General features: G+C 42.9%; 29 protein-coding genes. 26 read left to right on the forward strand and 3 right to left on the reverse strand.

Annotated elements, in window-relative coordinates:
* Window positions 1–5 precede the first annotated feature (5 nt).
* The 9 genes from upp (at window position 6) to MFP28_RS03290 (ending at window position 7,715) form a co-directional block, all read left to right on the forward strand.
* Window positions 6–635, forward strand: coding sequence for a uracil phosphoribosyltransferase (gene upp / locus MFP28_RS03250; RefSeq protein WP_002894672.1), 630 nt, complete (start codon window positions 6–8; stop codon window positions 633–635).
* Between the two features lie 80 nt (window positions 636–715).
* Window positions 716–1,333: an ATP-dependent Clp protease proteolytic subunit gene (locus tag MFP28_RS03255; RefSeq protein ID WP_223310285.1), complete on the forward strand. Its 618-nt coding sequence runs from the start codon at window positions 716–718 to the stop codon at window positions 1,331–1,333.
* 160 nt (window positions 1,334–1,493) lie between these two features.
* Window positions 1,494–1,763 carry a YlbG family protein gene (locus MFP28_RS03260; RefSeq protein WP_002905925.1) on the forward strand — a complete coding sequence of 90 codons (270 nt, stop codon included), beginning with the start codon at window positions 1,494–1,496 and terminating at the stop codon, window positions 1,761–1,763.
* Between the two features lie 88 nt (window positions 1,764–1,851).
* Window positions 1,852–3,012: an ABC transporter substrate-binding protein gene (locus MFP28_RS03265; RefSeq protein ID WP_002905927.1), complete on the forward strand. Its 1,161-nt coding sequence runs from the start codon at window positions 1,852–1,854 to the stop codon at window positions 3,010–3,012.
* 245 nt (window positions 3,013–3,257) lie between these two features.
* A complete protein-coding gene (locus tag MFP28_RS03270; protein ID WP_002897070.1) occupies window positions 3,258–4,127 on the forward strand; it encodes a branched-chain amino acid ABC transporter permease in 870 nt (289 codons plus the stop codon).
* Window positions 4,128–4,130: 3 nt separating this feature from the next.
* Window positions 4,131–5,084 (forward strand): branched-chain amino acid ABC transporter permease, encoded by a 954-nt coding sequence (locus tag MFP28_RS03275; RefSeq protein ID WP_002905928.1) that lies wholly within the window; start codon window positions 4,131–4,133, stop codon window positions 5,082–5,084.
* Window positions 5,084–5,848 (forward strand): ABC transporter ATP-binding protein, encoded by a 765-nt coding sequence (locus tag MFP28_RS03280; RefSeq protein WP_002905930.1) that lies wholly within the window; start codon window positions 5,084–5,086, stop codon window positions 5,846–5,848. The genes MFP28_RS03275 and MFP28_RS03280 overlap by 1 nt, the downstream gene beginning before the upstream one ends.
* Entirely contained in the window at window positions 5,848–6,558 is a 711-nt protein-coding gene (locus MFP28_RS03285) for an ABC transporter ATP-binding protein (RefSeq protein ID WP_002894681.1), read from the forward strand. Before MFP28_RS03280 ends, MFP28_RS03285 begins: the two co-directional genes overlap by 1 nt.
* Window positions 6,559–7,058: 500 nt before the next feature.
* Window positions 7,059–7,715 carry a CBS domain-containing protein gene (locus MFP28_RS03290; RefSeq protein WP_002905931.1) on the forward strand — a complete coding sequence of 219 codons (657 nt, stop codon included), beginning with the start codon at window positions 7,059–7,061 and terminating at the stop codon, window positions 7,713–7,715.
* A gap of 33 nt (window positions 7,716–7,748) precedes the next feature.
* On the opposite strand, the gene MFP28_RS03295 is transcribed toward MFP28_RS03290, so the two are convergent.
* On the reverse strand, window positions 7,749–8,636 hold the full coding sequence (locus MFP28_RS03295) for a YitT family protein (RefSeq protein WP_002905933.1): 888 nt from the start codon (window positions 8,634–8,636) through the stop codon (window positions 7,749–7,751).
* 311 nt (window positions 8,637–8,947) lie between these two features.
* Here MFP28_RS03295 and tmk point away from each other — a divergent pair, with 311 nt between their 5' ends.
* From tmk to nth, 8 genes are all read left to right on the forward strand, one after another.
* Window positions 8,948–9,586: a dTMP kinase gene (gene tmk / locus MFP28_RS03300; protein ID WP_002905934.1), complete on the forward strand. Its 639-nt coding sequence runs from the start codon at window positions 8,948–8,950 to the stop codon at window positions 9,584–9,586.
* Entirely contained in the window at window positions 9,583–10,473 is an 891-nt protein-coding gene (locus tag MFP28_RS03305; protein WP_002905936.1) for a DNA polymerase III subunit delta', read from the forward strand. Before tmk ends, MFP28_RS03305 begins: the two co-directional genes overlap by 4 nt.
* A 24-nt stretch (window positions 10,474–10,497) precedes the next feature.
* On the forward strand, window positions 10,498–10,815 hold the full coding sequence (gene yabA / locus MFP28_RS03310; RefSeq protein WP_002894690.1) for a DNA replication initiation control protein YabA: 318 nt from the start codon (window positions 10,498–10,500) through the stop codon (window positions 10,813–10,815).
* A 2-nt stretch (window positions 10,816–10,817) separates the two neighbouring features.
* A complete protein-coding gene (gene rsmI, locus MFP28_RS03315; RefSeq protein WP_002905938.1) occupies window positions 10,818–11,684 on the forward strand; it encodes a 16S rRNA (cytidine(1402)-2'-O)-methyltransferase in 867 nt (288 codons plus the stop codon).
* Window positions 11,685–11,943: 259 nt separating this feature from the next.
* The gene (serC, locus tag MFP28_RS03320) at window positions 11,944–13,035 is read left to right on the forward strand and encodes a 3-phosphoserine/phosphohydroxythreonine transaminase (protein ID WP_002905939.1); all 1,092 of its coding nucleotides are present in this window, start codon (window positions 11,944–11,946) and stop codon (window positions 13,033–13,035) included.
* Between the two features lie 12 nt (window positions 13,036–13,047).
* Complete coding sequence (locus MFP28_RS03325; RefSeq protein ID WP_002905940.1) at window positions 13,048–14,223, forward strand: 3-phosphoglycerate dehydrogenase family protein; 1,176 nt, start codon at window positions 13,048–13,050, stop codon at window positions 14,221–14,223.
* A gap of 135 nt (window positions 14,224–14,358) precedes the next feature.
* On the forward strand, window positions 14,359–14,712 hold the full coding sequence (locus MFP28_RS03330) for an arsenate reductase family protein (protein WP_002905942.1): 354 nt from the start codon (window positions 14,359–14,361) through the stop codon (window positions 14,710–14,712).
* 94 nt (window positions 14,713–14,806) lie between these two features.
* Entirely contained in the window at window positions 14,807–15,436 is a 630-nt protein-coding gene (gene nth, locus MFP28_RS03335) for an endonuclease III (protein WP_002905943.1), read from the forward strand.
* A gap of 27 nt (window positions 15,437–15,463) precedes the next feature.
* On the opposite strand, the gene MFP28_RS03340 is transcribed toward nth, so the two are convergent.
* Window positions 15,464–15,850, reverse strand: a complete 387-nt coding sequence (locus MFP28_RS03340; protein WP_002905944.1) for a bleomycin resistance protein — start codon at window positions 15,848–15,850, stop codon at window positions 15,464–15,466.
* 11 nt (window positions 15,851–15,861) lie between these two features.
* The gene (locus tag MFP28_RS03345; RefSeq protein ID WP_002905945.1) at window positions 15,862–16,689 is read right to left on the reverse strand and encodes an exodeoxyribonuclease III; all 828 of its coding nucleotides are present in this window, start codon (window positions 16,687–16,689) and stop codon (window positions 15,862–15,864) included.
* Window positions 16,690–16,831: 142 nt separating this feature from the next.
* Between MFP28_RS03345 and MFP28_RS03350 the strand changes: the two genes are divergently transcribed.
* The 9 genes from MFP28_RS03350 to MFP28_RS03390 all read left to right on the forward strand — a co-directional run bounded on the left by MFP28_RS03350 (window position 16,832) and on the right by MFP28_RS03390 (window position 24,033).
* Complete coding sequence (locus MFP28_RS03350; protein ID WP_002905946.1) at window positions 16,832–17,287, forward strand: DUF3290 family protein; 456 nt, start codon at window positions 16,832–16,834, stop codon at window positions 17,285–17,287.
* A complete protein-coding gene (locus tag MFP28_RS03355) occupies window positions 17,284–17,916 on the forward strand; it encodes a DUF421 domain-containing protein (protein ID WP_002905947.1) in 633 nt (210 codons plus the stop codon). Before MFP28_RS03350 ends, MFP28_RS03355 begins: the two co-directional genes overlap by 4 nt.
* A 127-nt stretch (window positions 17,917–18,043) precedes the next feature.
* The gene (gene metG / locus MFP28_RS03360) at window positions 18,044–20,041 is read left to right on the forward strand and encodes a methionine--tRNA ligase (protein ID WP_032915804.1); all 1,998 of its coding nucleotides are present in this window, start codon (window positions 18,044–18,046) and stop codon (window positions 20,039–20,041) included.
* A gap of 136 nt (window positions 20,042–20,177) precedes the next feature.
* A complete protein-coding gene (locus MFP28_RS03365; protein WP_002905949.1) occupies window positions 20,178–20,312 on the forward strand; it encodes a hypothetical protein in 135 nt (44 codons plus the stop codon).
* 4 nt (window positions 20,313–20,316) lie between these two features.
* Window positions 20,317–20,973 carry a DUF4230 domain-containing protein gene (locus MFP28_RS03370; RefSeq protein ID WP_002899818.1) on the forward strand — a complete coding sequence of 219 codons (657 nt, stop codon included), beginning with the start codon at window positions 20,317–20,319 and terminating at the stop codon, window positions 20,971–20,973.
* Between the two features lie 196 nt (window positions 20,974–21,169).
* A complete protein-coding gene (locus tag MFP28_RS03375) occupies window positions 21,170–21,925 on the forward strand; it encodes a DeoR/GlpR family DNA-binding transcription regulator (RefSeq protein ID WP_002905950.1) in 756 nt (251 codons plus the stop codon).
* 208 nt (window positions 21,926–22,133) lie between these two features.
* Entirely contained in the window at window positions 22,134–22,559 is a 426-nt protein-coding gene (gene lacA, locus MFP28_RS03380) for a galactose-6-phosphate isomerase subunit LacA (RefSeq protein WP_009659075.1), read from the forward strand.
* A gap of 16 nt (window positions 22,560–22,575) precedes the next feature.
* On the forward strand, window positions 22,576–23,091 hold the full coding sequence (gene lacB, locus MFP28_RS03385; protein WP_002894723.1) for a galactose-6-phosphate isomerase subunit LacB: 516 nt from the start codon (window positions 22,576–22,578) through the stop codon (window positions 23,089–23,091).
* Window positions 23,092–23,103: 12 nt separating this feature from the next.
* Window positions 23,104–24,033: a tagatose-6-phosphate kinase gene (locus MFP28_RS03390; protein WP_002905951.1), complete on the forward strand. Its 930-nt coding sequence runs from the start codon at window positions 23,104–23,106 to the stop codon at window positions 24,031–24,033.
* Window positions 24,034–24,036 lie beyond the last annotated feature (3 nt).

The raw sequence follows: 24,036 nt of genomic DNA on the forward strand, positions 1-24,036 counted from the left end.
CAATCATGGGAAAACTTGAAGTTATTGCTCATCCACTAATTCAGCATAAATTGTCTATCTTGCGTCGTACAGATACCTCTACCAAGGCTTTTCGTGAATTAGTTGATGAAATCGCAATGCTCATGGGATATGAAGTTTTGCGCGATTTACCACTTGAAGATGTAGAAATTGAAACACCGATTACGAAAACAGTTCAAAAGCAGATTGCAGGGAAAAAATTAGCTATTGTACCAATCCTGCGGGCTGGTATTGGCATGGTGGATGGACTTCTGAGCTTGGTTCCAGCAGCTAAAGTTGGGCATATCGGAATGTACCGTGATGAAGAAACCCTGAAGCCGGTTGAATATCTGGTCAAGTTGCCAGAAGATATTGACCAACGTCAGATTTTTGTTGTAGATCCAATGCTAGCTACGGGTGGTTCTGCTATCTTGGCTGTGGATTCTCTGAAGAAACGTGGTGCTAGCCATATTACATTTGTCTGCTTGGTTTCTGCACCTGAAGGAGTAAAAGCCTTGCAGGAAGCTCATCCAGATGTTGATATTTTCACAGCGGCTCTGGATGACCATCTCAATGACCATGGTTATATCGTACCAGGACTGGGAGATGCAGGAGATCGTCTGTTCGGAACTAAATAAAAGTTTCTATTTGACCTTTTTTGACCAAAAGGATATAATAGTCTCGTAATTTGAAATTCTATTTCCTAGTTTGATAGAAAATTTTAAAAAGAGAAAGAGAGAAAACTATGATTCCTGTAGTTATTGAACAAACCAGCCGAGGGGAGCGCTCCTATGATATTTACTCCCGGCTATTAAAAGATCGGATTATCATGCTGACTGGCCCAGTCGAGGATAATATGGCTAATTCAGTCATTGCCCAGCTCCTTTTCTTGGACGCTCAAGACAATACTAAAGATATTTACCTCTATGTAAATACGCCGGGGGGATCTGTCTCAGCAGGTCTGGCCATTGTGGATACTATGAACTTCATCAAGTCTGATGTTCAGACCATTGTTATGGGTGTAGCTGCCAGCATGGGAACAATCATTGCTTCCAGTGGCGCTAAGGGCAAACGCTTCATGCTGCCAAATGCAGAATATCTGATTCACCAGCCGATGGGCGGAGCTGGAAGTGGTACCCAGCAAACGGATATGGCCATTGTAGCTGAGCACTTGCTTAGAACTCGGAATACCTTGGAAAAAATCTTGGCCGAAAACTCTGGCAAGTCCGTTGAGCAAATCCATAAGGATGCGGAACGCGATTACTGGATGAGTGCTCAGGAAACCTTGGAATACGGCTTTATTGACGAAATCATGGAAAATAGCAATCTGAGCTAACAGAGGAGGAGCCAAAAGCGGCTCCTTTTTTGCTGTTTTGAATCTGACAAGCTACCAAGTTCTGGTGTTTTAAGCTGACTATAAAGCTTTTGAGGGCTAGTTTTTTTGACCTATCTTTGCTATAATCATCTAAGAACTACATGGACCGGAAAGGAGTTTTATGATAGAGAGAGGAGAAAGAGTGGGCTTGATTGTCTATCTTTACTATAATCGAGATGCCAAAAAGCTAGCTAACTTTGGGGATATTATTTATCATTCTAAGAAGCATCGCTATCTGCATCTCTATGTCAATCAAGAGGAAGCCCAGAACTTACAGGAAAATCTGCCCAAGGAGCGCTACGTTAAGCAAGTTCGGATTTCTCACATAAAAGAACTAGATCAAAACTTTGTTGGAAGCCTGTATAGAGAGCAAGAAAACGTTATCATTTGATAAAATTTCTATAAAGGGTTGACAATTGTCAGATAATTCGATATATTCTTACTATATCATCAATCAAATCACTTAAGGAGATTTCCTAATGAAGAAAAAATTTGCACTATCCCTAGTAGCTTTTGCTAGTGCGGCTCTTCTCGCAGCTTGTGGAGAAGTATCCAATAACAACTCAACAGCAACTGGTACAGAAATTGGCGATACGATTAAATTTGGTTTTAACTTTGAAGAATCAGGTGAAGTAGCAGCCTACGGTACAGCTGAACAACATGGTGCTCAGTTGGCCGTTGATGAAATCAACGCTGCTGGCGGCGTAGATGGCAAGAAGATTGAAGTTACTGATAAGGATAACAAATCAGAAACAGCTGAAGCATCTACCATCACTACTAGCTTGGTTACCCAAAGCAAGGTAAATGCAATCATTGGTCCTGCGACTTCTGGAGCTACTGCTTCAGCTACTGCAAATGCTGCTAAAGCAGGTGTACCAATCATTACACCAAGTGCGACTCAGGATGATTTGACCAACAAGCAAGATTATCTTTACCGTGCAACCTTCATTGATAGCTACCAAGGTAAAATCATTTCTAAGTATGTTACTGATAACTTGAAAGCTAAGAAAGTAGTTCTTTACTACGATCAATCCAGTGACTACGCTAAAGGAATGGCGGATGCCTTCAAGAAGGAATTCAAGGGTGAGATTGTAGCAACAGAAACTTTCCAATCTAAGGATACAGACTTCCAAGCTGCTTTGACAAAGATTAAGGGCAAAGAATTTGACGCTCTGGTTGTTCCAGGTTACTATACAGAAGCTGGTAAAATTGTCAATCAAGCGCGTGGTTTGGGTATCGACCAAACAATCGTTGGTCCTGATGGCTTTGGTGATGCTAAGTTTGTTGAGCAAGCAACTCCAGCTGCAGCTACAAATGTTTACTATGTATCTGGCTTTACAACTTCTGGTGAAATGTCAGAAAAAGCTAAGAAGTTTATTGAAGCATACAAAGCTAAGTACAAAGAAGAGCCTTCTATGTTTGCAGCTCTGGCATATGACTCTGTTTATATGGCAGCAGAAGCAGCCAAAGGTGCTAAAACTTCTGTAGATATCAAAGACAACTTGGCTAAGCTTAAAGGTTTCGATGGAGTAACTGGTTCAATCACTATTGATAAAGACCACAATCCAGTGAAAACAGCTCTGATGATTGGCTTGAAAGACGGTCAAGTAGATACTGTAGAAACAGTTAAAGCGGAATAAGAGTTATGAGGCTGGGGCTATCCCAGTCTTTGACTTGTTTTCTATTTCTAGTTGCTTGAGCAAGTTAGTAGATGATTTCTTTCTTTATGAATCTGCGGATTTGAGAGAGTATTGTTTTATAATCTATTCTTCTTCGTTTCTCAATCAACTATTATTCGTATTTTGGGAGTGGGATGATAAAATCACGACCTAGTCTGCTGATTTTTCTCCCATTCCTTATTTTATTATAGAAAGAGTGGTGTCTAATGCTCCAACAATTAGTCAACGGTCTAATCCTGGGTAGTGTTTATGCGCTTCTGGCTTTGGGTTATACCATGGTTTATGGGATTATTAAGCTGATTAACTTTGCTCATGGCGATATCTATATGATTGGTGCCTTTATGGGTTATTACTTGATTAATATCTTGAAGTTTAATTTCTTCCTTTCTCTCATTTTAGCGATGATTGGGACAGCGATTCTCGGTGTGGTTATTGAGTTTTTAGCCTATCGTCCTCTGCGTAATTCGACTCGGATTGCGGCTTTGATTACAGCCATTGGGGTCTCCTTTCTCCTCGAGTATGGCATGATTTTCTTTGTCGGTGCCAATACTCGTTCCTTCCCACAGGTTATTAAAACAGTACGCTTTAACTTAGGGCCGATTTCTATCTCAAATATTCAGTTGCTGATTTTGGGAATTTCGATTTTCCTCATGGTGGCTTTGCAGTTCATCGTGCAGAAGACAAAGATGGGTAAGGCTATGCGAGCTGTATCTGTAGACAGTGATGCTGCCCAGCTCATGGGAATCAATGTCAATCGGACAATCAGCTTCACCTTTGCTTTGGGGTCAGCTCTTGCAGGGGCTGCTGGTGTCCTAATTGCCCTTTACTATAATTCATTGGAGCCTTTGATGGGGATGACTCCAGGTATTAAGTCCTTTGTAGCGGCCGTTCTCGGTGGTATTGGAATCATTCCTGGTGCCGCGCTTGGTGGCTTTGTTATCGGTCTTTTGGAGACTTTTGCGACAGCGCTTGGATTATCTGATTTCCGCGATGCCATTGTCTATGCGATTTTGATTGTCATTCTTCTGATCCGTCCAGCTGGTATCCTCGGCAAAAATGTGAAAGAGAAGGTGTAAGGTATGAAAAAGAATTTAAAGGTAAATATTTTCTGGCTTGGCCTTGTCTTAATCGGCTACTTGCTGATGACAGTATTGGTTAGTGCCGGTGTTCTCAACGCTTTTTACATTCAAATCTTAGAGCAGATCGGAATTAATATTATTCTGGCGGTCGGGCTCAACCTCATCGTCGGATTCTCGGGCCAATTCTCTCTTGGCCATGCTGGATTTATGGCTATCGGTGCCTACGCTGTAGCAATTATTGGCTCTAAATCGCCAACTTATGGAGCTTTCTTCATTGCTATGCTGGTAGGAGCAGTCATTGCTGGTATTGTAGCTTTGGCAGTTGGTTTGCCAACGCTTCGTCTTAAAGGGGACTATCTCGCGATTGCGACTCTTGGTGTCTCTGAGATTATCCGGATTCTAATTATTAATGGCGGTACTTTGACGAATGGCGCAGCTGGTATCCTATCCATTCCACCCTTTACTTCTTGGCAGATGGTCTATGTCTTTGTTGTTATCACAACTATTTTGACCTTGAATTTCCTGCGCAGTCCTATCGGTCGCAGTACTCTGTCTGTCCGTGAGGATGAGATTGCTGCCGAGTCTGTTGGGGTTAATACTACTAGAATCAAAGTGACAGCCTTTGTTTTAGGAGCTATCACGGCTTCTATTGCTGGCTCTCTTCAAGCTGGCTTTGTTGGATCAGTTGTTCCTAAGGACTATTCCTTTACCAACACTATCAATATCTTGATTATTGTCGTTTTTGGTGGTCTAGGCTCTATGACTGGAACCATTGTGGCTGCAGTAGTATTGGGAATTCTCAATATGCTGCTGCAGGATGTGTCCAGCATTCGGATGATTGTCTATTCTTTGGCCTTAATCTTGGTCATGATTTTCCGTCCAGGCGGACTTTTGGGAACATGGGAGCTCAGCCTGTCTAAGCTCTTCAAAAAGAATAAGGAGGTCAAAGAATAATGGCACTTCTTGATGTGAAAAATCTAACTAAAAACTTTGGTGGTTTGACTGCTGTCAGCGATGTGATCTTGGAACTCAACGAGGGCGAGTTGGTTGGTCTGATTGGCCCTAATGGTGCTGGGAAAACGACTCTTTTCAATCTCTTAACGGGTGTCTATGAGCCGAGTGAAGGGACAGTGACACTGGATGGTCATTTGCTCAATGGTAAGGTTCCTTACAAGATTGCTGCTTTAGGGCTAGGGCGGACCTTCCAGAACATCCGGCTCTTTAAGGACCTTAGTGTTTTGGATAATGTTCTGATTGCCTTCGGTAACCATCATAAGGCTCATGTGTTAGCTTCCTTCTTCCGCCTGCCAGCCTACTACAAAAACGAAGAAGAACTCAAAGACAAGGCTTTGGAGTTGCTGAAAATTTTTGACTTGGACAAGGAAGCAGAAACCTTGGCTAAGAACTTAGCTTATGGTCAGCAGCGCCGCTTGGAGATTGTTCGGGCCTTGGCAACGGAGCCAAAGATCCTCTTCTTGGATGAGCCGGCTGCAGGGATGAACCCTCAGGAGACAGCAGAGCTGACTGCATTGATTCGACGGATTAAAAACGAATTTAACATTACTATCATGCTGATTGAGCATGACATGAGTTTGGTAATGGAAGTTACTGAGCGAATCTATGTGTTGGAGTACGGCCGCATGATTGCGCACGGAACACCTGATGAAATCAAGAATGACAAACGCGTTATTGAAGCTTATCTAGGAGGTGAAGCCTAATGTCCATGCTTAAAGTTGAGAATCTCTCTGTCCATTATGGCATGATTCAGGCTGTCCGTGATGTCAGCTTTGAAGTCAATGAAGGAGAAGTCGTTTCCCTGATTGGTGCCAATGGCGCTGGGAAAACGACCATTCTCCGCACGATTTCAGGCTTGGTTCGTCCAAGTGCTGGTAAAATTGAATTTGTAGGCAATGAAATTCAAAAAGTTCCTGCTCAAAAAATCGTAGCAGCTGGACTTTCGCAAGTACCAGAAGGACGTCATGTCTTTCCAGGTTTGACCGTTTTGGAAAATTTGGAAATGGGCGCCTTTCTCAAAACAAATCGAGAAGAAAATCAAGCCAATCTCAAAAAGGTCTTCTCTCGTTTCCCACGCTTGGAAGAGCGTAAAAACCAAGATGCTGCAACCCTTTCAGGAGGTGAGCAGCAGATGCTGGCTATGGGACGTGCTTTGATGTCTACGCCTAAGCTGTTGCTCTTGGATGAGCCTTCTATGGGCTTGGCGCCAATCTTTATCCAGGAAATCTTCGATATTATCCAAGATATCCAGCGGCAAGGCACAACAGTTCTTTTGATTGAGCAAAATGCAAACAAGGCTCTCTCTATCGCCGACCGTGGTTATGTTCTTGAAACAGGTAAAATCGTTCTGTCTGGAACAGGACAAGAACTCCTCGCTTCCGACGAAGTCCGCAAAGCATATCTAGGTGGCTGAAACAATCCGGTGGATTGTTTCAGGTTGCAAATAGGAACTCGCGGTAGCGAGTTTTCTTTAAAATGTCTGGGAGTCATTTTTAGGTTGTTGATAGAAAGTTGCGATAGTAACTTAACATTTAGAAAAGGTCCAATGGACCTTTTTAAGTTGCAGATAAAGAAAACAAGGTTTTCGTCAAGATGCCCACCGGATTGTTTCAGGTTGCAGATGGGAATTCGCGAGAGCGAGTTTTCTTCAAAATGTCTGGGAGACATTTTTAGGTTGTTGATAGAAAGTTACGATAGTAACTTAACATTTTGAAAAGGTCCAATGGACCTTTTTTCTTCTCCTAGATGCTTAAGATAGTATAGCTAGCCATTTCCTATCTTCAAATTTTTCCAATCGAGGGATTTTTCTAAATTTTGAAAACTTAGGCAAAGACCTTGGAAGCGTTTGAAATCAGCTGCAAAATAAAGTATAATAAGTATAAGAATTATGGATAGGAAGTAGAGGGAACTTTTATGGCAGTTAAAGATTTTATGACGCGTAAGGTGGTTTATATCAGCCCAAATACTACGATTGCTCATGCGGCAGATATGATGCGTGAGCAAAAACTCCACCGTCTGCCAGTGATTGAGAATGACCAACTAGTGGGACTGGTGACAGAAGGAACGATTGCAGAAGCTAGTCCATCTAAGGCAACGAGTCTGTCCATTTATGAGATGAACTATCTTCTCAACAAAACAAAAGTTGGTGATGTTATGATTCGTGATGTGGTCACAATTTCTCAGTTTGCCAGTCTGGAAGATGCGACCTATCTGATGCTGAAAAATAAGATTGGTATCTTGCCTGTCGTGGATAATGAGCAGCTTTACGGAGTTATCACTGACCGTGATATTTTCAAGGCTTTCTTAGAAGTATCTGGCTATGGTGAAGAGGGAGTCCGTCTGCGCTTTGTCACTGAGAATAAGGTGGGGGTTCTTGAGCAGATTATCCGTCTTCTGGTGGAAGAAAATCTCAACATCTCCAATACCGTCAATATCCCACGCAAGGATGGCAAAGTCGTCATTGAAGTACAGTTAGCTGGTAATATAGATACAGCTCTTCTCAAGAAAAAATTTGAAGAGCATGCGATTGAGCTAGCTGAGATTACACATACTTCTGCAAAAGCTTTATAAGCGATAAAAAAGCCTCATCATTAGATGAGGTTTTTAACGTACAATAGGTTGTTTGTTGGCATCTAAAGTGAAGCCTTCGCCCAAAATCTCATGGGCTTCAGTAATAGTAGTAAAGGCAAATGGATCGACTTGGTTAATAAGTTTCTTCATTTGTTGCATTTCGTTACGGGATACAACGCAGTAGACAATCTGGAGATCCTGCTTGCTATAGAAGCCTTGGCCATTGAGGAAAGTCACTCCACGATCTAGCTTGTTATTGATAGCTTCAGCAAGTTCAGCCGGTTTGCTGGTAACGATAAGGAATCCCTTGCCGGCAAAGCCTCCTTCTGCAATCAAGTCAATGACGCGCGAGGTGATAAAGACAAACATTAGGGTATAAGACACCATGCGTAGGTCTTTGAAAACAAGGAGAACCAAGGTAATGACTACAAAGTCAACTGTCAGCATGAGTTTGCCCATGGAAATGCTAGTGTATTTATTAAAGATGCGGGCTACAATGTCAGTACCTCCAGTTGTTCCGCCAGCATTGAAGATGATGCCCAGTCCAATCCCCAGAACAATCCCTGTTCCAAGACAGGCCAGTAAAACATCCCCGTCCAGAGCTGAAAGAAAATAGTCTTGCAGGTGTTTGGAGGCAGGTAGGATTTCAAAAATCTTGAGCCAAGCAGATACAGAGAAGGTTCCCAGAATGCTGAGGTAGAGGGTTCGCGAGCCCAGTAGCTTCCAAGCAATAATAAAGAGAGGAATGTTAATAATCAGGTTGGTCGTCGAGACAGGGATTTTAAACAGATAGTAGGCAATCAAGGTCAAACCCGTCGCGCCACCTTCATATAAATGAAAAGGAATGACCAAATAATGAATCCCAAAAGAAAAAATTCCAGCCCCAAAAATGATGGCCAGTACGTTTTTTAATTTAAACATAACATCCTCCTAAATCTATTTCCAGAAATTTCTTCTGAATATATTTTACCAAAAATTTAGCCTTTGTGAAACACTTTGAAAAAATTCTTAAAGTCTTTTCTTATGATGGGCTTTTGGCTTTTTTTTTGGTAAAATAAACAATAGATAAAAAAGAGTAGGGTGAAAATAATGAGCTGACGGAATCGGTTCTTGTCAGGTTGCTCAACCGTTTGGACATGCTGTAAAAGTAGCTTATATCAAGCTTTAGGGCAAGTCTTATCTGCATTTTCTTAAAATGATCAAAAAATAGAAGTTAGAGATTAAAGGTAAAGATGAAAAATGGTATTTTGATTTCGCTGGAAGGCCCGGAAGGGGCTGGAAAGTCGAGTGTGTTGGAAGCCTTGCTTCCTTTTTTGCAAAGTTATGGCACTGGTCTGATTACAACACGGGAGCCGGGCGGCGTCCAGATTGCGGAGGCCATTCGCGAAGTGATTTTGGAACCTAGTCATACGGCTATGGATGCTAAAACTGAGCTCTTGCTGTACATTGCCAGTCGCCGTCAGCACTTGACTGAGCGGGTTTTGCCAGCTTTGGCGCAAGGAAAGCTTGTCTTGATGGACCGTTTTATCGATAGTTCAGTTGCCTATCAGGGCTACGGACGGGGTCTGGATGTGGCAGATATTGAATGGCTCAATCAGTTTGCGACAGATGGACTCAAGCCTGATTTGACCCTCTATTTTGATATTGATGTGGAAGAAGGGCTGGCGCGGATTGCTAAGAGTGAGAGCCGAGAGGTGAATCGGCTTGATCTGGAGGGTTTAGACCTGCATCAGCGGGTTCGGCAGGGCTATTTGGCGATTCTTGACAAGGAGCCTGAGCGCTTTGTCAAGGTAGATGCCAGCCAACCTTTGGATAAGGTAGTGGCTGATAGTTTGGCCATCATTCAGGAACGATTTGGGAATCCGTCATGAAGATAAAAGATATACAGCAAAGCCAGCCCAGCTTGTTTGAGCAGTTTCAGCATATTCTGGAACAGGGGCGGCTTAGTCATGCCTACTTGTTTACCGGAGCTTTTGGCAGTTTTGAAATGGCCCAAATTCTGTCCCAAAGTCTCTTTTGTGAGAATAAGCAAGGCGTCTGGCCTTGTCAGTCCTGTCGTTCTTGTCGTTTGATTGCAGAAGAAGATTTTTCTGATGTAACTGTGGTGCGACCGGTTAATAACATTATTAAAACAGACCGAGTTCGGGAGTTGGTCCAAAACTTCTCTCAAAGTGGCTTAGAAGGCAGTCGGCAGGTTTTCATTATCTGCGATGCGGATCGGATGCATGTTAATGCAGCCAATTCCTTGCTCAAAGTCATTGAGGAACCGCAGAGCGAGATTTATATCTTTCTCCTGACTGCTGATGAACAGCTGATTCTGCCGACGATTCGGAGTCGGACTCAGGTTTATCATTTCTTGAAAAATACAGCTGTTCTGCAGCACAGCTTGGAACAGGATGGCTTGATTAAAAGTCGAGCGGAGCTACTAGCTGCTTATAGTCAGACTCAGTCAGAAGCGGAAAGCTTGGCTCATAATAATGCCTTTTTTGAATTAGTCAGCGAATGCGAGCGCTTTGTCAAGGATTTTCAAAATCGCTCCAGTCAGGCATTTCTGCAGGTTTCGCGTCTAGCAAAGCTGGCTGATGATAAGGAGAAGCAGGAACAGGTCTTCAAGCTCTTGGAAGTGTTATTTTATAAAGAGATAGCAACAGAGAGCGGTCGACAGGCCTTGGAGCAGCTTTTGCTGTCTCGGAAGATGTGGCGGGCCAACGTATCTTTTCAAAACGCTTTAGAATATATGACTTTGAAGGGAAAGTAAAAAGAGGCAGCACAGGAGTATAAAATGGATAAAAAAGACTTATTTGACGCCTTAGATGATTTTTCACAGACGCTTTTAGTGACCCTTGCTGAGGTGGAGGCTGTCAAGAAAAATCTCAAGAGTGTGGTAGAGGAAAATATTGCTCTGCATCTGGAAAATGACAAGTTGAGGGAGCGCTTGGGAGAGGTGGAGAAAGAAGCTCCGACCAAGACCAAGAAAAACCGGGATAATCTGCGTAAGCTTTATTATGACGGCTTTCATGTCTGTACGGATTTCTATGGTCAGCGCCGGGAGAATGACGCAGAGTGCATGTTCTGCGATGAATTGTTATTTAGGGAGTAGTGATGCAGGTTCAAAAAAGTTTTAAGGGCGAAACTGCCTACGGCAAACTCTATCTGGTCGCGACTCCTATCGGTAATCTGGACGATATGAGCCTCCGCATGGTCAATACCTTGAAAGAGGTTGACAGGATTGCGGCTGAAGATACGAGAAATACGGGCCTTCTGCTCAAGCATTTTGGGATTGAGACTAAGCAGATCAGTTTTCATGAGCACAATGCCAAGGAAAGAATTCCAATCCTCTTGGACATGCTTCAAAGCGGAAATGATATAGCTCAGGTTTCGGATGCTGGTCTGCCCAGTATTTCTGATCCTGGACATGATTTGGTTCAGGCAGCGCTAGAAGCTGGAATTACTGTAGTGCCAATTCCTGGTCCTAGTGCTGGAATAACAGCCTTGATTGCCAGCGGACTGGCTCCCCAACCGCATATTTTCTATGGCTTTCTGCCTAGAAAGGCTGGCCAGCAGAAGGAATTTTTCACTAGCAAAAAATCCTATCCTGAGACCCAGATTTTCTACGAATCTCCTCATCGGGTTCGGGCGACGCTGGAAAATATGCTGGCGGTTTATGGTGACCGCCAAGTCGTCTTGGTGCGCGAGCTGACTAAGATTCACGAGGAGTATCAGCGAGGGCTGATTTCAGACTTGTTGGCTTATACGGCTGAACATCCGCCTAAAGGAGAGTGTCTCTTGATTGTAGCTGGGGCGGCAGAAGATGCTCCTCACGACATATCTCAGGAGCAGATCCTAGCTGAGATTGATCTTTTAGTTGAAGCCGGCAGCAAAAAAAATCAGGCTATCAAGGAAGTGGCCAAGAAATACGGCAGGAACAAGAGCGAGCTCTATGCGGTTTATCATGAAAATAAGGATTGATAGAAGCTCATAAATTTCTCAATACAACCAGTTGTCTGTTTAAAAATTGTAAAAAGTGTAACTCAGCTTTTTAGTAAGACTATTTAATCCTGACTTAAAATCAGGATTTTTTTGTTATCTGGATTAGACAGTTGGTTTTGTTTATCTATATTTCAACAATGTTCGGGAATTACCTAAAAAAGTACTAGATTTCTGAAATAAAATAGATATTTTCTAAACTTTGTGATATGATATACAAAATAAATTTTGGAGGTAGGATATGACGATTTACAATTTTTCTGCTGGACCGGCAGTATTGCCCAAGGAAGTCTTGAAAAAAGCTCAGGCTGAGTTTTTAGACTATGCCCAAAGTGGCATGAGTGTGATGGAGCTGTCCCACCGATCCAAAGAATTTGACGATATTATCAAAGAAGCTGAGAGCTTGCTGCGTGAGCTCATGGATATTCCAGACAATTACCGCGTGCTATTTCTACAGGGGGGAGCTTCTACCCAGTTTAGTATGATTCCCCTTAATCTAGCCCAAGGCGGCAAGGCCTATTACCTAGTGGCTGGATCTTGGGGAAAGAAAGCTTACACTGAAGCAGTCAAGCTGTCTAAGTTCATTCCGTTTGAGCCTATTCTTTTGGCTTCGTCAGAGGATTTAAATTACACGGAAATTCCTTCTTTTGATGAAAAGGAGATTGATCCGCAGGCGGCTTATGTGCATCTGACAACCAATAATACTATTGAAGGAACGGCTATTTATGATCTGCCAGCGACCAATGGCGTGCCGATTGTGGCGGACATGTCTTCTAATATCCTGGCTGCTCAATACCGAGTAGAGGATTTCGGTTTGATTTATGCTGGGGCTCAGAAGAATATCGGACCTGCCGGCGTGACAGTTGTCATCATTCGAGAAGACCTGCTGGATGACGAACCAGTTCTATCTAGCATGTTGGATTACCGCATTCAGGCGGACAATGGCTCTCTTTACAATACACCACCGACTTTTGCCATCTATATGGCCAAACTGGTCTTTGAGTGGGTCAAGGAACTAGGTGGCGTAGCAGAAATGGAAAAGCGCAATCGTGAAAAATCTGGCCTTTTGTACGACTTCATTGAGCAGTCTGACTTTTATCGCAGTCCAGTCCATTACAAGGAGCAGCGCTCAGTAGCCAATATTCCCTTTGTGTCTCCTAGCCAAGAGCTGGACGCCAAATTTAACAAAGAGGCTGCAGCAGCGGGATTCAAGAATATCAAGGGGCACCGCAGCGTAGGCGGCATGAGAGCTAGTCTCTACAATGCCTTTCCGCTCCAAGGTGTCAAGGACTTGATTGCCTTTATGCAGAAATTTGAAGAAGAAAATTCTTAAGGGAGGGAATCTATGGTCTTTAGTGTCAAAACCTTTAATAACATCAATCAAATCGGGCTTAAGGAGCTGGGCAATGCTTTTCAGATTGACGGAGACAAGTCTGACAATCCAGATGCTTATATCCTGCGCAGTCAAAACCTGCATGGACAGGAATTTCCGAGCAAGCTCAAAGCCATTGCGCGAGCGGGGGCAGGAACCAATAATATTCCTGTCGATCAGGCAACGGCTCAGGGAATTGTGGTCTTTAATACGCCAGGAGCTAATGCCAATGCGGTAAAAGAAGCAGTCTTGGCTTCTATTCTCCTATCTGCACGTGACTATATCGGAGCTAACAGTTGGGCTAATGGCCTTTCTGGTGATGATGTTCCCAAGCAAGTGGAAGCTGGTAAGAAGCAGTTTGCTGGGACAGAAATTGCAGAGAAGACTTTGGGAGTCATTGGGTTAGGAGCTATCGGCGGCCGCATTGCCAACGATGCCTATCGTCTGGGGATGAATGTCCTGGGTTATGACCCTTATGTATCCATTGAAACAGCTTGGAATATCTCTAGCCATGTCAAACGGGTAGCAGACATTAAGGAAATCTTTGAGAAGAGTGATTATATCACTATCCACGTCCCTCTGACTGATGATACACGCGCTACTTTTGATCAGGCTGCTTTTGGTCTTATGCAAAAGGGAACAACTCTCATCAACTTTGCTCGTGGCGAGCTGGTGGACAATGCTGCCCTCTTTGAAGCCATAGAAGCTGGTGTAGTCAAGCGCTATATCACAGACTTTGGTGTAGAAAAGCTGCTCCGTCATCCGCAGATTACAGTCTTTCCGCATTTGGGTGGATCGACCGAAGAAGCTGAGCTCAACTGTGCCATTATGGCTGGCAAAACCATTCGCCGCTTCATGGAAACGGGCGAGATTATCAACTCTGTGAATTTCCCTAATGTCCGTCAGGCACTCTCAGCGCCTTATCGGATTACCCTGATTAACAAAAATGTACCGAATATTGTGGCTCGAATTTCAACAGCGGTTAGTGATTTGAATATCAATATTGACAATATCATCAATCGTTCCAAGGGTGATTATGCTTATACCTTGCTGGATTTGGATGAGTCAGACGAAAGCAAGATTCAGGAGTTGGTTGATAAATTTGAAAATAGCGATAATATTGTGCGCGTGCGTTTGATTAAGAAATAATAAAAAACAGACTATACTTCCCTAGGGGATAAGTCTGTATCAGCCGATAAGCCTTTCGCTTGTCGGCTTTTTCTAATGAGTCTCGGCTTGACAAGAAGGAGCTAGCTGGGCTATCATAGGGACGGAGGAAAAACAATGTTACAATTTATCGAATACCCAAAATGCTCTACCTGCCGCAAGGCCAAGGCTGAACTCAATCAATTAGGAGTGGATTTTGAAGCGGTGGATATTGTCCAAAATACACCTAGCCGGGATCAGCTCCTAGACTGGATTCAGAATTCGGACTTTGAGCTCAAGGCCTTTTTCAATACTAGCGGTCTCAAATACCGTGAACTAGGGCTCAAAGAAAAGGTGCCACATTTCACAGCTCAGGAAGCTGCAGATTTACTAGCGACAGACGGCATGTTGATTAAACGACCGCTCTTGGTGCGAGATAACCAAATCTTGCAGATTGGCTACCGGAAGGCGTATGAAGAGTTAGGTTTGTAAAGTATTAAGAACAGCTGCATTCTCAATCATGTTTTTTGGATGCTTCTTCCTTTCATGATATAATAAATCTATCTCAATCTTAGAAAGAAGAATCATGGTTTTATCAAAAAAACGGGCTCGTCATGTCATTGAAGAGATTATTGCTCTTTTCCCTGATGCTAAGCCCAGTCTAGATTTTCGCAATCACTTTGAGCTTTTGGTAGCGGTCATGCTGTCGGCTCAGACGACAGATGCTGCAGTCAATAAGGCAACGCCGGCTCTGTTTGAAGCCTATCCTAGTCCACAGGACATGGCTGCGGCTGGTGAAGCAGACATTGCTAAATATATCTCCCGCCTAGGTCTTTATCGCAACAAAGCCAAGTTTTTGAAGAAATGCGCCCAGCAGCTTTTGGACGACTTTGATGGCCAAGTACCACAAACGCGGGCGGAATTGGAAAGTCTAGCTGGTGTTGGTCGCAAGACAGCCAATGTTGTCATGAGTGTGGGCTTTGGTATTCCAGCCTTTGCTGTCGATACTCATGTGGAGCGCATTTGCAAGCACCATGATATCGTTAAAAAGTCGGCAACGCCACTAGAGGTAGAAAAGCGAGTTATGGATGTTCTCCCACCAGAACGTTGGCTGCCAGCCCATCAGGCCATGATTTACTTTGGACGGGCTATCTGCCATCCTAAAAATCCCGAGTGCGATCACTATCCGCAACTTTATAACTTTAAAGACATTTAAAAAGCGAGGTCAAATGACTTCGCTTTCTTATTCACTAAATCTTAAAAAATAACCATCTGGATCCAAAATCGCAAATTCATGGGGATAAATAAAGCTATCTCCCACTCGAAATTCTCTTTTTGTCAGCGGACGATGGATAGGATAGTCAGCTTCCAGTAGTTTTTTGTGGAGCTGAGGGACATCTTCAATGCCGAAGGAAATATTGACACCACGTCCGAAAGGATAGGTCAGTTGGGCTAATTCTTCTGTGCTGCCTTCTTCTAGCATAAGTTGGCAGTCTTCAAGCGAGAGGAAGAGAAATTTGTCCTCTGGACGCTCGTATTCGACAGAGAATCCCAGCAAGTCGCAGTAGAAGTGGCGTGACTTGTCGATGTCAGATACCACGAATTCAGGAATGACAGCTTGATAGTCCATTAGCTTTCTCCTTAGAGCTCAATTTCCATGACAATCGGTGTGTGGTCTTGGCGCGCACCGGAGTCGATCATATCAGACTTGGTCACCTTGTCTGCCACTCGGTTGCTGGTTAGCCAGTAGTCGATTCTCCAGCCTGTATTGTTGATTTTAGAAGTCTTGCTGCGCTGTGCCCACCAAGTGTATTGGTTAGGGATATCGCCGTGCAAGTGGCGGAAGGTATCGGTGAAGCCTTTAGCCAGCAGGTTGGTGAAGCCAGCGCGCTCTTCGTCAGTAAAGCCTGGTGAACGGCGGTTGCTGGCTGGATTGGCCAGGTCGATTTCCTTGTGGGCCACATTGTAGTCGCCAGTAGCGAGGACTGGTTTTTGTTGATCTAGTGTTGCCAAGTATTCAGCGTATTTGACATCCCAGACTTGACGGTCATCCAAGCGTTTGAGTCCATCGCCAGCATTAGGCGTATAAACCTGAGTGACAAAGAAGCCGTCAAATTCCAGCGTAATGATGCGGCCTTCGACATCCATGGTTGACGGAGCGCCGATTTCTGGGAAGGTTACGGTTGGCGTCAGTTCTTTTTTGTAGAGGAACATGGTTCCTGCATAGCCTTTGCGGGCCGGCTCTTGGGAGGAACGCCAAGTGTTTTCATAGTCTGGGAAAAGATTTGTCAAGATTTCCAAGTGTTTTTTTGTCGGACCTGTCGCAGACAGTTTTGTTTCCTGAATGGCGATAATATCTGCATTTTCTGCTTGCAAGGTTTGGAGGACGGCCTGAGAGAGCTTAGCTCGGGCAGAATCACTGGTTAATGCAGCGTTGAGAGAGTCAATGTTCCAAGAGATGAGTTTCATAAAATTTCCTTTTCTAGTAGAAGTTTGCTGAGTTTATTATAACAAAATTTAGGACTGATTTATAGCAAAGTGATTGTAAGAAAGCTTGAAAAATAATGAAAATTTTTCTATAATTATCCTAGAAAAATAGAGGGAAGAAACCATGAAATTCTATTCTTATGATTATGTTTTGAGTCAGATTAGCCAGCAAAACTGGGTGACTGTTGCGCTTTCTGTCTTGCTGCTGCTTGTGACAGGTTTTTTTGCTTTTAAGGCCTATCGCAATAAGCGTGATTCAAAATTCCGGGAATTAGCCATTATTTCTGTTTTGGCCTTAGTGGCTATGGTCTTGATTGGCATTAGCAATTTTCAGACTGACCAAGACTCTAACAACCAGTTTCAAACCTCTCTGCATTTCATTGAGGTCATTTCAGAAGACTTGGGTGTGGATAAGTCGGAGGTCTATGTCAATACTTCAGCCGCAACTGATGGAGCGATTTTGAAGGTCGGAAAGAACTTTTATCGGGCTATGAGTGGCAGTGAGCCGGATAAATATCTGCTTGAAAAAATTGACTTGCATAAGATGACAGATATCGAAATAGTGGAGGTTGAAAAATGACATTGAATTTTCTTGAAATCCTAATTAAACTAGCGCTGGGGCTTTTCTCACTGGTTTTTGTCATCAACGTGACGGGAAAAGGAAATCTGGCGCCCAATTCAGCAATCGACCAGATTCAAAACTATGTCCTTGGTGGCATTATCGGTGGGGTGATTTATAATAGCTCCATTAACATTCTTCAGTATGCTGTCATTCTCATCATGTGGACCATCTTGGTCTTGACCCTAAAGTGGCTCAATAACAATGTCCGTGCAGTTAAGCATTTGATTGATGGCAAGCCGACAACGTTGATTCAGCATGGGAAATTAATTCCCGAAGCCTGCCGTTCTGTTGGTCTTTCAGCAGCAGATGTGGCTTTGAAGCTGCGCAGCCAAGGTATTTTCCAGCTCAAGCAGGTCAAACGGGCGGTTATAGAGCAAAACGGCCAGCTGATTATTGTACAGGCTGGTGAAGAGAATCCTAAATATCCCCTTATCACAGATGGTGTTGTCCAAATTGATATTCTGGAGTCTATTGACAAAACAGAAGACTGGCTGGTGGAGAGACTGGCTAAAGACGGATACACTGATATTTCAAATATCTTCATCGCCGAGTATGAAAGTGGAAACTTGAATGTTGTAACCTATTAAACCTAGAATATTTTCTAGGTTTTTTAATTGATTTGAATGTTAATGAATGTCTTTTCGCAAACTTAACAAAATATGATATAATGAAGTGCTATTAAAAAAGGTTTCATTAGCCTTGAAAGGATTAAAAATGACTGAAAAACAATCGTTTTATATTACGACCCCTATCTACTACCCAAGCGGTAAGCTTCACATCGGATCTGCCTATACGACCATTGCCTGTGATGTTCTGGCTCGCTACAAGCGTCTCATGGGCTACGATGTTTTCTATCTGACTGGCCTTGACGAGCATGGACAGAAGATTCAGCAAAAAGCTGAAGAAGCTGGTATCAGTCCTCAAGCTTATGTAGATGGTATGGCGGTTGGGGTCAAGGAACTCTGGAAACTGCTAGACATTTCTTATGATAAATTTATCCGGACGACCGATGACTATCATGAAAAGGTTGTAGCCGATGTTTTTGAACGACTCTTAGCCCAAGATGATATCTACTTGGGTGAATATTCAGGCTGGTATTCTGTATCTGATGAGGAATTTTTCACTGAAAGCCAGCTGGCAGAAGTCTTCCGTGATGAAAACGGGAAAGTAATTGGCGGAATCGCACCATCTGGACATGAAGTTGAGTGGGTATCAGAAGAGTCTTATTTCCTCCGTCTCAGCAAGTACCAAGACCGCTTGGTAGAATTTTTCAAATCTCATCCAGACTTTATTACGCCGGACGGTCGTCTCAATGAAATGCTGAAAAACTTCATTGAGCCAGGTCTCGAAGACTTGGCCGTATCTCGGACGACCTTTACTTGGGGTGTGCCGGTGCCATCTAATCCTAAACACGTGGTCTATGTTTGGATTGATGCTTTGCTCAACTATGCGACAGCCCTTGGCTACGGTCAGGATGATCATGCTAACTATGATAAATTCTGGAATGGAACAGTCTTCCACATGGTGGGCAAGGACATTCTGCGTTTCCACTCTATCTACTGGCCAATCCTGCTCATGATGCTGGATATTAAGCTGCCTGACCGCCTGATTGCCCACGGTTGGTTTGTCATGAAGGATGGCAAGATGTCCAAGTCTAAGGGCAATGTGGTCTATCCCGAAATGCTTGTAGAACGCTATGGTTTGGATGCATTGCGTTATTACCTCATGCGCAGTCTTCCTGTGGGATCTGATGGAACTTTCACACCTGAGGACTATATAGGTCGTATCAACTATGAGTTAGCTAATGATCTTGGAAACTTGCTCAACCGTACTGTTTCTATGATTAACAAGTACTTTGACGGTCAAGTGCCAGCCTACGAAGAAAATGTGACAGACTTTGACGGAGCTCTGGCTCAGGTGGCATCTGAATCCATCGCTGACTACTACAAACACATGGATGCAGTAGACTACCCACGCGCCCTAGAAGCAGTCTGGACGCTCATCTCCCGCACCAATAAATATATCGATGAAACCGCTCCTTGGGTTCTGGCTAAGGATGATTCCAAGGTCAAAGAACTGGCAGCAGTCATGAGCCACTTAGCAGCTAGCCTTCGTGTTGTGGCCCACATGATTGAGCCTTTCATGATGGAAACCAGCAAGTCTGTCCTCAGCCAACTTGGCTTGCCTCAAGCAGCTTCGCTGGAAAACCTAGCAATTGACCAGCTCCCAGCAGGCCTGACAGTTGTAGAAAAAGGAACACCAATCTTCCCACGTCTGGATATGGAAGAAGAAATTGCCTATATCAAGGGACAAATGGAAGGCAACAAACCTGAGGTTGAAAAAGAATGGAATCCCGAAGAAGTCGAGCTCAAACTTAACCGCAAGGAAATCAAGTTTGATGACTTTGATAAGGTGGAAATCCGTGTTGCAGAAGTCAAAGAGGTTTCTAAAGTTGAAGGTTCTGACAAGCTTCTTCAGTTCCGCTTGGATGCAGGTGACGGTGAGGATCGCCAAATCCTCTCTGGTATTGCTAAATACTATCCAAATGAGCAAGAACTGGTCGGTAAGAAAGTCCAAATCGTAGCCAACCTCAAACCTCGCAAGATGATGGGCCGCATCAGCCAAGGTATGATTCTATCAGCCGAGCACGGCGACCAACTGACTCTCCTTACTGTGGACGAAAAGGTCCCAAATGGAAGTTTGATTGGCTAGCAATCTTTGATCTAATGACAATCCCCCAGCAGCCTTCTGCTGGGGGATTTTTGATGTAATATTCTCTTTGAAACCGCTTGACAAAAGGTATATATATTTATATAATTTTTATTGAAAAAGTTTTAGGAGTTGTATTATGAAAATAGTAAAAATTGCATCACTTATTTTGTTGTTGCTTTTAGTTATCATTCTCTTTCCGCTGAACCCTTATTTAGCAGCTTTTCTAGCTATTATTAGCCTTGGAGCAGCATTTTTGATTCGGAGGAAGTAGTATAATGAAAATAGTTAAGGATTTCATAAAAAAAGTTTTGGGGGCTAAGGTTTACATATGGATTGTGGTAGCCGTTCTCGCTATCTTTTTTGTTGTTGCGAAAACTTATAATATCATTGGATATTTTCAGGGGATAAATGCCTCAGACGAGCGCAAACAGATATATATGCAAATTACTCGTCTGGAGAAAGTCAATGAAAGTGTTTTTTTAAATACAGGTATTCAAAGAGTTGAACTGGTTGAAAAAGATAAGAAAATCCCTGGTACCAATATCAGTATTCCGCTCTCTATAAAAAAAGGTGTCATAATTCTTAATTACGATGCTAAGTTTGGGATAAAAGAAGGAATTAAGGTTAAGAAAATCGCTGAGCATGAGTATGAGCTAACCATCCCTAAATATCAAGTTCTAGGAATAGAGTTGTCGAAAAGTTCTAAAGAACAATATAAGATACTTGCTCCAAGCGGAGAATTGTTGAGTGGAGCAACTGAAAATATTGGTACTGGAGAGGATGTAGTTAAAGCTCTTAGCAATAAAGAGCAAGAAGAATATCTTGAGCAATATAAGGAACTGATCACAGAATCAGCAGAAACCTATTATACAAATATCGTAACTAGTATTGACCCAGATGCTAAACTAACATTTAAAAATGTAAATCAATAGGAATCAAAATTTCTTTATAGTGAAATATATCGTTCTATCAACTGGAGAAAGCATCTTGCACATCATTGCAAGGTGCTTTTTTATGTCCCATACCATATCACAAACCTTCAATTTTGTTTAAAACAAACAAAAAACATGGAAAAAAACAGAAAAATGAGTTATAATAAACAAAACTAGAGTGTAGAGAGGGAATAGTATGGGTAAAAATCAGAGACAGGACGAAATAGTTAAGCTGGTGGATCGAGTTGGGACAGTGACGGTTGCTGAGATTGTAGAGAGTATGAAGGTTTCAGACATGACGGTTCGGCGGGACTTGATTGAGCTGGAAAGTAAAGGGCTGCTGACTCGAGTTCATGGTGGGGCTAAAAGTAATCAGCACCTTAAATACAGAGAAATCCCTCATGAAGAGAAGCTTTATCAGAATATCGAGGCAAAGCGGACTGTTGCCAAGAAGGCTGTGGAGCTGATTGAAGATGGCGATACTATTTTTCTTGGACCAGGGACTTCTGTAGAAGTGCTGGCTGAGGAAATCAGCAATCAGCACTTGCGCGTGATTACCAACTGTCTTCCGATCTTTCATGATCTTCTGAAGAAGAAGTCGGATACCTTCAAAGTCTTTCTACTTGGTGGGGAGATGCGGGAAGCGACTCAAGCCTTTGTCGGCGAGATGACCAATGCCATCATGGATAAGATGTACTTTACTAAGATGTTTTTCAGTGGCAATGGTATCAAAAACGGGCAGATTATGACCTCTTCTTTTGAGGAGGCCTATACTCAGAAGCTAGCTTTGGAGCGCTCGACAGAGACTTACCTACTGATTGATTCTTCTAAGATTGGCAAGGAAGACTTCACTTCTATCTGTCCTTTGGCTGATATTACAGCTGTTATCACAGACCAGATGTCTGAAAATGCTCAAGAAGAACTGGAGGTTTATACCAAGATTATTTCTTAGTTTATTTTAAATGGATGAAAAAATTATCAGAAAGCTCTTTTTAGGGCTTTTTTTGTTTATTTTAATCATCTTTAAAAATATTTTGATTAAAATAAACAAAAATCTGTTGACAAATAACTTTTAAAGGAGTATAGTATGCTTATAGGAAACAGAAAGTGTTTTTTATAAACAATATTCTGTGCAAAAAATCAAACAAAGGAGAATGCTCATGGCAATTATTATTGGAGCAGATGCTGCTGGAAGCAAGCTGAAAGATGTGGTCAAGGATTTTCTCGTCGGAGAAAACTTTGAAGTGGTGGATGTGACGAAAGAAGGTCAAGATTTTGTTGATGTGACCCTTGCAGTTGCGGCTGAGGTGAATAAACAAGAGGAAAATCTTGGTATTGTCATTGACGCTTATGGTGCTGGTCCATTTATGGTAGCGACCAAAATCAAAGGTATGGTAGCGGCGGAAGTCTCAGATGAACGCTCTGCCTACATGACTCGCGGCCATAACAACTCTCGCATGATTACAATGGGAGCTGAAATCGTTGGTGAAGGTCTGGCTAAGAACATTGCCAAAGGCTTTGTCAATGGGAAATACGACGGTGGCCGCCACCAAATCCGGGTCGACATGCTCAACAAGATGTGCTAAGAAAAGGAGAAATCAAATGAAAATTGCAATTGGATGTGACCATATCGTTACCAATGAAAAAATGGCAGTCTCAGATTTTCTAAAATCAAAAGGCTATGAAGTTCTTGATTTTGGTACTTATGACCATACTCGTACTCACTACCCAATCTTTGGTAAAAAAGTAGGGGAAGCAGTCGTTAGTGGTCAAGCGGATCTTGGTGTTTGTATTTGCGGTACAGGAGTCGGTATCAACAACGCTGTAAATAAAGTTCCTGGTGTTCGTTCAGCTTTGGTACGTGACATGACTTCAGCTCTCTATGCTAAAGAAGAGCTCAACGCCAACGTTATCGGTTTTGGCGGAAAAATCACTGGTGAGCTCCTTATGTGTGACATCATTGAAGCTTTCATTCATGCGGAGTACAAGCCAACTGAAGAAAATAAAAAATTGATCGCAAAAATTGAGCACGTTGAGACTCACAATGCTCATCAAACAGATGCCAACTTCTTTACAGAATTTCTTGAAAAATGGGATCGTGGAGAGTACCACGACTAGTGAGGTAGCCAGATGATTCTTACAGTGACCATGAATCCTTCTATCGATATTTCCTATCCTTTAGAAGAATTGAAAATAGATACTGTTAATCGTGTTGCGGAAGTCAGTAAAACAGCGGGCGGCAAAGGCCTCAACGTAACCAGGGTCTTGGCAGAAATTGGAGACAATGTCGCTGCGACGGGACTGATTGGTGGGACTAATGGAGAGTTCTTATTACAAAACCTTCATCCTAATGTTAAACAATGCTTTTATAACATTTCAGGAGATACGAGAAACTGTATTGCTATCTTACACGAAGGTAAACAAACAGAAATCCTGGAAGCCGGTCCGACTATTACAGCAGATGAGGCGAGGGATTTCCAAGAACACTTCCGGTCTTTGATGGCTGAGGCAGATGTTGTCAGTATCTCGGGCAGTCTGCCAGCGGGCCTGCCGAAAGACTACTATATTCAGCTGATTGAAATGGCTAATCAAGCTGGCAATAAGGTGGTGCTGGATTGCTCTGGGGCAGCTCTGGAAGCTGTGCTTAAATCAGATGTCAAACCAACTGCCATCAAGCCTAATAATGAGGAACTTTCTCAGTTGTTGGGTCGCGAGGTTTCCAAAGATTTGGATGAATTAAAAGCTGTCCTTTCAGAACCGCTATTTGAAGGAATCGAGTGGATCATCGTATCACTCGGTGCAGATGGCGCTTTTGCCAAACACTGGGACACTTTCTATAAAGTAGATATCCCTAAAATCCAAGTGGTTAATCCAGTTGGATCCGGCGACTCAACTGTTGCAGGGATTTCTTCGGCTCTGAGTCTTCGCTTAGATGATGCTTCCTTATTGAAGAAAGCAAATGTTCTGGGCATGCTCAATGCCCAAGAAAAAATGACTGGTCATGTCAATGTTTACAATTATGATAATTTATATAATCAAATTACAGTAAAAGAGGTATAAAGA

The sequence above is a fragment of the Streptococcus sanguinis genome (assembly GCF_050234405.1).
In the GTDB taxonomy this organism is placed as follows: domain Bacteria; phylum Bacillota; class Bacilli; order Lactobacillales; family Streptococcaceae; genus Streptococcus; species Streptococcus sanguinis_W.

Excerpts from the sequence above, each read along its gene's own strand:
- upp (WP_002894672.1), top strand. The coding sequence starts at position 6 with ATGGGAAAACTTGAAGTTATTGCTCATCCACTAATTCAGCATAAATTG.
- MFP28_RS03260 (WP_002905925.1), top strand. The coding sequence starts at position 1,494 with ATGATAGAGAGAGGAGAAAGAGTGGGCTTGATTGTCTATCTTTACTAT.
- MFP28_RS03265 (WP_002905927.1), top strand. The coding sequence starts at position 1,852 with ATGAAGAAAAAATTTGCACTATCCCTAGTAGCTTTTGCTAGTGCGGCT.
- MFP28_RS03270 (WP_002897070.1), top strand. The coding sequence starts at position 3,258 with ATGCTCCAACAATTAGTCAACGGTCTAATCCTGGGTAGTGTTTATGCG.
- MFP28_RS03275 (WP_002905928.1), top strand. The coding sequence starts at position 4,131 with ATGAAAAAGAATTTAAAGGTAAATATTTTCTGGCTTGGCCTTGTCTTA.
- MFP28_RS03280 (WP_002905930.1), top strand. The coding sequence starts at position 5,084 with ATGGCACTTCTTGATGTGAAAAATCTAACTAAAAACTTTGGTGGTTTG.
- MFP28_RS03285 (WP_002894681.1), top strand. The coding sequence starts at position 5,848 with ATGTCCATGCTTAAAGTTGAGAATCTCTCTGTCCATTATGGCATGATT.
- MFP28_RS03290 (WP_002905931.1), top strand. The coding sequence starts at position 7,059 with ATGGCAGTTAAAGATTTTATGACGCGTAAGGTGGTTTATATCAGCCCA.
- MFP28_RS03295 (WP_002905933.1), bottom strand. The coding sequence starts at position 8,636 with ATGTTTAAATTAAAAAACGTACTGGCCATCATTTTTGGGGCTGGAATT.
- tmk (WP_002905934.1), top strand. The coding sequence starts at position 8,948 with ATGAAAAATGGTATTTTGATTTCGCTGGAAGGCCCGGAAGGGGCTGGA.
- MFP28_RS03305 (WP_002905936.1), top strand. The coding sequence starts at position 9,583 with ATGAAGATAAAAGATATACAGCAAAGCCAGCCCAGCTTGTTTGAGCAG.
- yabA (WP_002894690.1), top strand. The coding sequence starts at position 10,498 with ATGGATAAAAAAGACTTATTTGACGCCTTAGATGATTTTTCACAGACG.
- rsmI (WP_002905938.1), top strand. The coding sequence starts at position 10,818 with ATGCAGGTTCAAAAAAGTTTTAAGGGCGAAACTGCCTACGGCAAACTC.
- serC (WP_002905939.1), top strand. The coding sequence starts at position 11,944 with ATGACGATTTACAATTTTTCTGCTGGACCGGCAGTATTGCCCAAGGAA.
- MFP28_RS03325 (WP_002905940.1), top strand. The coding sequence starts at position 13,048 with ATGGTCTTTAGTGTCAAAACCTTTAATAACATCAATCAAATCGGGCTT.
- MFP28_RS03330 (WP_002905942.1), top strand. The coding sequence starts at position 14,359 with ATGTTACAATTTATCGAATACCCAAAATGCTCTACCTGCCGCAAGGCC.
- nth (WP_002905943.1), top strand. The coding sequence starts at position 14,807 with ATGGTTTTATCAAAAAAACGGGCTCGTCATGTCATTGAAGAGATTATT.
- MFP28_RS03340 (WP_002905944.1), bottom strand. The coding sequence starts at position 15,850 with ATGGACTATCAAGCTGTCATTCCTGAATTCGTGGTATCTGACATCGAC.
- MFP28_RS03345 (WP_002905945.1), bottom strand. The coding sequence starts at position 16,689 with ATGAAACTCATCTCTTGGAACATTGACTCTCTCAACGCTGCATTAACC.
- MFP28_RS03350 (WP_002905946.1), top strand. The coding sequence starts at position 16,832 with ATGAAATTCTATTCTTATGATTATGTTTTGAGTCAGATTAGCCAGCAA.
- MFP28_RS03355 (WP_002905947.1), top strand. The coding sequence starts at position 17,284 with ATGACATTGAATTTTCTTGAAATCCTAATTAAACTAGCGCTGGGGCTT.
- metG (WP_032915804.1), top strand. The coding sequence starts at position 18,044 with ATGACTGAAAAACAATCGTTTTATATTACGACCCCTATCTACTACCCA.
- MFP28_RS03365 (WP_002905949.1), top strand. The coding sequence starts at position 20,178 with ATGAAAATAGTAAAAATTGCATCACTTATTTTGTTGTTGCTTTTAGTT.
- MFP28_RS03370 (WP_002899818.1), top strand. The coding sequence starts at position 20,317 with ATGAAAATAGTTAAGGATTTCATAAAAAAAGTTTTGGGGGCTAAGGTT.
- MFP28_RS03375 (WP_002905950.1), top strand. The coding sequence starts at position 21,170 with ATGGGTAAAAATCAGAGACAGGACGAAATAGTTAAGCTGGTGGATCGA.
- lacA (WP_009659075.1), top strand. The coding sequence starts at position 22,134 with ATGGCAATTATTATTGGAGCAGATGCTGCTGGAAGCAAGCTGAAAGAT.
- lacB (WP_002894723.1), top strand. The coding sequence starts at position 22,576 with ATGAAAATTGCAATTGGATGTGACCATATCGTTACCAATGAAAAAATG.
- MFP28_RS03390 (WP_002905951.1), top strand. The coding sequence starts at position 23,104 with ATGATTCTTACAGTGACCATGAATCCTTCTATCGATATTTCCTATCCT.